General features: G+C 63.8%; 3 protein-coding genes and 1 tRNA gene. 3 read left to right on the forward strand and 1 reads right to left on the reverse strand.

Annotated features, from left to right (window positions below):
• A partial coding sequence (locus tag BIS11_RS13225; protein ID WP_301286463.1) for a transporter associated domain-containing protein occupies nt 1-625 on the forward strand: 625 nt, incomplete at its 5' end.
• 57 nt (nt 626-682) lie between these two features.
• A tRNA-Ser gene (locus BIS11_RS13230) sits at nt 683-773 on the forward strand.
• 75 nt (nt 774-848) lie between these two features.
• Here the strand turns inward: BIS11_RS13230 and BIS11_RS13235 are convergent.
• Nucleotides 849-2741, reverse strand: a complete 1893-nt coding sequence (locus BIS11_RS13235) for an AMP-binding protein (protein WP_253586237.1) — start codon at nt 2739-2741, stop codon at nt 849-851.
• Nucleotides 2742-3062: 321 nt separating this feature from the next.
• On the opposite strand from BIS11_RS13235, the gene BIS11_RS13240 reads away from it, so the two are divergent.
• A complete protein-coding gene (locus BIS11_RS13240; protein ID WP_253425776.1) occupies nt 3063-3383 on the forward strand; it encodes a metalloregulator ArsR/SmtB family transcription factor in 321 nt (106 codons plus the stop codon).
• The last annotated feature ends 82 nt before the right edge of the window (nt 3384-3465 follow it).

The following is a 3465-nucleotide window of genomic DNA, read 5'->3' on the forward strand; positions in this document are numbered from 1 at the left end:
GCTCTACTTCAACGTCGCCTTCGCGGTGGTACTGATGTCGCTGCTGATCCAGGGCGGCTCGCTGGGTCTGGTCGCGCGCTGGCTCAAGGTCCAGGTTCCCAAGGGCATCACCCCGGACCGGCGCGGGCCGCTGGGCATACTGCCCGACAACGATTTCGAGATGTTCGTCTACGTGGTCGAGAACGAGGATCTCGACGATGTGCCGATTCGGCTGCTGCGCTTTCCGTCCGGGGCGCTGATCTCGGCGCTGTTTCGCAATCACGTCATGCTGCACCCCAAGGGCAACACCCGGCTCAAGATCGGCGACGTGATCTGCGTGATCGGCCGCAGCGAGGACCTCGCCGCTCTGAATCGGCTGTTCAACGGCGATGCCAAGCTGAAGCAGGAGCGCGCTTTCTTCGGCACCTTCACGCTGGACGGCAGCGCCCAGATGCTCGATGTCGCCCAGGCCTACGGGCTCACCTTGAGCCCCGGTGAGCGGGAAATGAGCCTGGCCGACTTCATTGCGCTGCGCGTCGGCGGCCACCCGGTCGTGGGCGACGACGTCGACTGGCACGGCATTCATTGGGTCGTCAGCGAGATGGAAGGCTCCACGATCACGCGTATCGGCCTGCGTCTTTACTGATCCATCCAAAGGCGTTGACTTCCAAGGAAAAGGTGGTACTATACGCACCCATAAGCCGGAGGGATGGCAGAGCGGTTGAATGCACCGGTCTTGAAAACCGGCATAGGTTAATAGCCTATCCAGGGTTCGAATCCCTGTCCCTCCGCCACCTTATCGAAAAGGCCCCGACATCGTCGGGGCCTTTTTCGTTTCTGTTCTCCTACCTACTACCCCGCTGCACTGCCTACCCGTCGTTTTCGATATTGCGCTCGCGCAGAGCCGTGTGAATCTCCTCGAGGCTTGCCGGGTCGTCGATGGTCGAAGGCACGGTATAGGTCTTGCCGTCGGCCATGGTGCGCATGAGCTTGCGCAGGATCTTGCCGGAACGCGTCTTGGGCAGGCGGTTGACCACCAGCACCTGCTTGAGCGCGGCGACCGGGCCGATCACTTCGCGCACCCGCTGGACGAGCTCCGCTTCGAGTCGGGCCTCGTCGCCGTCGAAGCCGTCCTTGGGAATGACGAGCCCCAGGGGCAGTTGCCCCTTGAGATCGTCATGAATGCCGATCACCGCACACTCCGCCACTGCCGGGTGCCCACCCAGCACCTCCTCCATCTCGCCGGTGGAGAGCCGGTGGCCCGCCACGTTGATCACATCGTCGGTGCGCCCCATGATGAACAGATACCCCTGCTCGTCGAAATGGCCGCCATCGCCGGTCAGGTAGCTGCCGGGAAACGCCGCCATGTAGGCGCTGTGAAAGCGCTGGGGGTCCTTCCAGATACCGGTGAGGCAGCCCGGCGGCAGCGGCTGGCGGATGACCACGCTGCCCTCGCGCAGCGGCGCGGCCGGTGCGCCATCACGATCGAGGATCGCCACGTCGAACCCCGGCATCGGAAAGGTCGCCGCCCCCGCCTTGGCCCGGACGAGCTCGATACCCGCCGGGTTGGCAGCGATGGGCCAGCCGGTTTCGGTCTGCCACCAATGATCGATCACCGGCACGTCGAGCACGTCCTCGAGCCAGTGGAAGGTGGGCGGATCCAGGCGCTCGCCGGCGACGAAGACGTACTCGAGACTCGTCAGGTCGTGGCGCGCCAGAAGTCGCGCGTCCGGATCCTCCTTCTTGATCGCTCGAAAGGCGGTGGGCGCGGTGAAGAAGCTCTTGACCTTGTACTCGTCGATGATGCGCCAGAAGCTGCCCGCATCCGGGGTCTTCACCGGCTTGCCCTCGTAGAGTACGCTCGTGCAGCCGCGCAATAGCGGCCCGTAGACGATGTAGGAGTGGCCCACCACCCAGCCCACGTCCGAAGCGGTGAAACACACCTCTCCTGGGGCCAGGTCGTAGACGGCCTCCATCGAATAGGCGAGCGCCACGGCGTAGCCGCCGGTGTCGCGTACCACACCCTTGGGTTTGCCGGTGGTGCCGGAGGTGTAGAGGATGTAGAGCGGGTGCGTGGCCTCCACCGGCACACACTCGACGGCATCGGCGGATTCGAGCATCTGCCAGTCGTGCTCGCCCTCCCCAAGCTCGGCGCGGCGAAGATCGCGCTGGAAGATGACCGTGGCCGAAGGCTTGAAACGGCTTTGAGCCAGGGCCTGATCGACGATCGGCTTGTAGGGCAGCACGGTAGCGATTTCGACGCCGCAGGAGGCGGCGATGACTACCTTGGGCTCGGCATCCTCGATGCGCAGGGCGAGCTCGTGAGGCGCGAAGCCGCCGAACACCACCGAGTGGATCGCCCCGAGCCGCGCGCAGGCGTACATGGCGATCACTGCCTCGGGCACCATGGGCATGTAGATCACCACCCGGTCGCCCTTCGTCACGCCGAGTTGCGCGAGCCCGCCGGCGACACGCGCCACGCGATCGCGAAGAAACCGATAGCTCAGGGTCTGTCGGGCGCCGGTGACCGGCGAATCCCAGTAGAGTGCCGCTTGCTCGCCGCGCCCCTGCTCGACATGATGGTCGAGCGCAGCGTGGCAGATATTGAGCGTGCCCCCATCGAACCAGCGCGCATGCTGCTGATCGTCATAGCTGAGAATGGTATCCGGGGCGCGAAACCAGGGAATGCGTCGGGACTGATCGGCCCAGAAGGTCTGCGGCGCGTCGAGCGCGGCGCGATAGATGGCGTGATAGCGGCTCATGGTCACCTTGTGATTATTGTATCGATGGCCGAGGGATCGGTGTTGTTGACACAATAAGCAGTTATCGCCACCTCCACCTTCATACTATCGGCTAACGCCCGTACTCATCGCGCCGGGCTGATAGGGCCATCGCAAGAAGCGCCAGACCATTAATCACAAAATCATTGATAAAGCGTTAAACGCCCACTTGGACAAACATCGCTAAATTAACGAGCATTGATCAACAATAATTCAACGTATCATCACGCCGTAACCGCAATATCGACGCTACTGGCGAACGCCGTTTCCATGCGTCCTGGTCGCGTCGGCAAGGAGATCCTCATGGCTACTTCCCCAAGCGCCGCCTCGCGCCTGCTCGAACACGATGGGCACGCCCTGGAGGCAGGCACCCTGCTCCTCAAGGCCCTGGCCAACGAGAAACGCCTGCAGATTCTCTGCCTGCTCATGGAGCGCGAGCTGTCGGTCACCCAGATCAACCAGCAGCTTGCCCTCAGCCAGTCGGCGCTCTCGCAGCATTTGGCGATTCTTCGCCGCGATGGCCTGGTACAGACCCGGCGGGAGTCCCAGACGATCTACTACTCGCTGAGCAGTGAAAGCGCCAAGGCCGTCCTGTCGGCCCTGGCGCACCATTACGCAGCGTGACGCCGGCGGCATGCGCCGTCGCCCGAGAAAACCCTTCAGCGGCGGTGCCAGCCCGACGCCTCGAGCACTCCCAGCGCCCGGG

The organism is Halomonas sp. 707D4 (genome assembly GCF_024158685.1).
Classification (GTDB): domain Bacteria; phylum Pseudomonadota; class Gammaproteobacteria; order Pseudomonadales; family Halomonadaceae; genus Vreelandella.

Excerpts from the sequence above, each read along its gene's own strand:
- BIS11_RS13235 (WP_253586237.1), bottom strand. The coding sequence starts at position 2,741 with ATGAGCCGCTATCACGCCATCTATCGCGCCGCGCTCGACGCGCCGCAG.
- BIS11_RS13240 (WP_253425776.1), top strand. The coding sequence starts at position 3,063 with ATGGCTACTTCCCCAAGCGCCGCCTCGCGCCTGCTCGAACACGATGGG.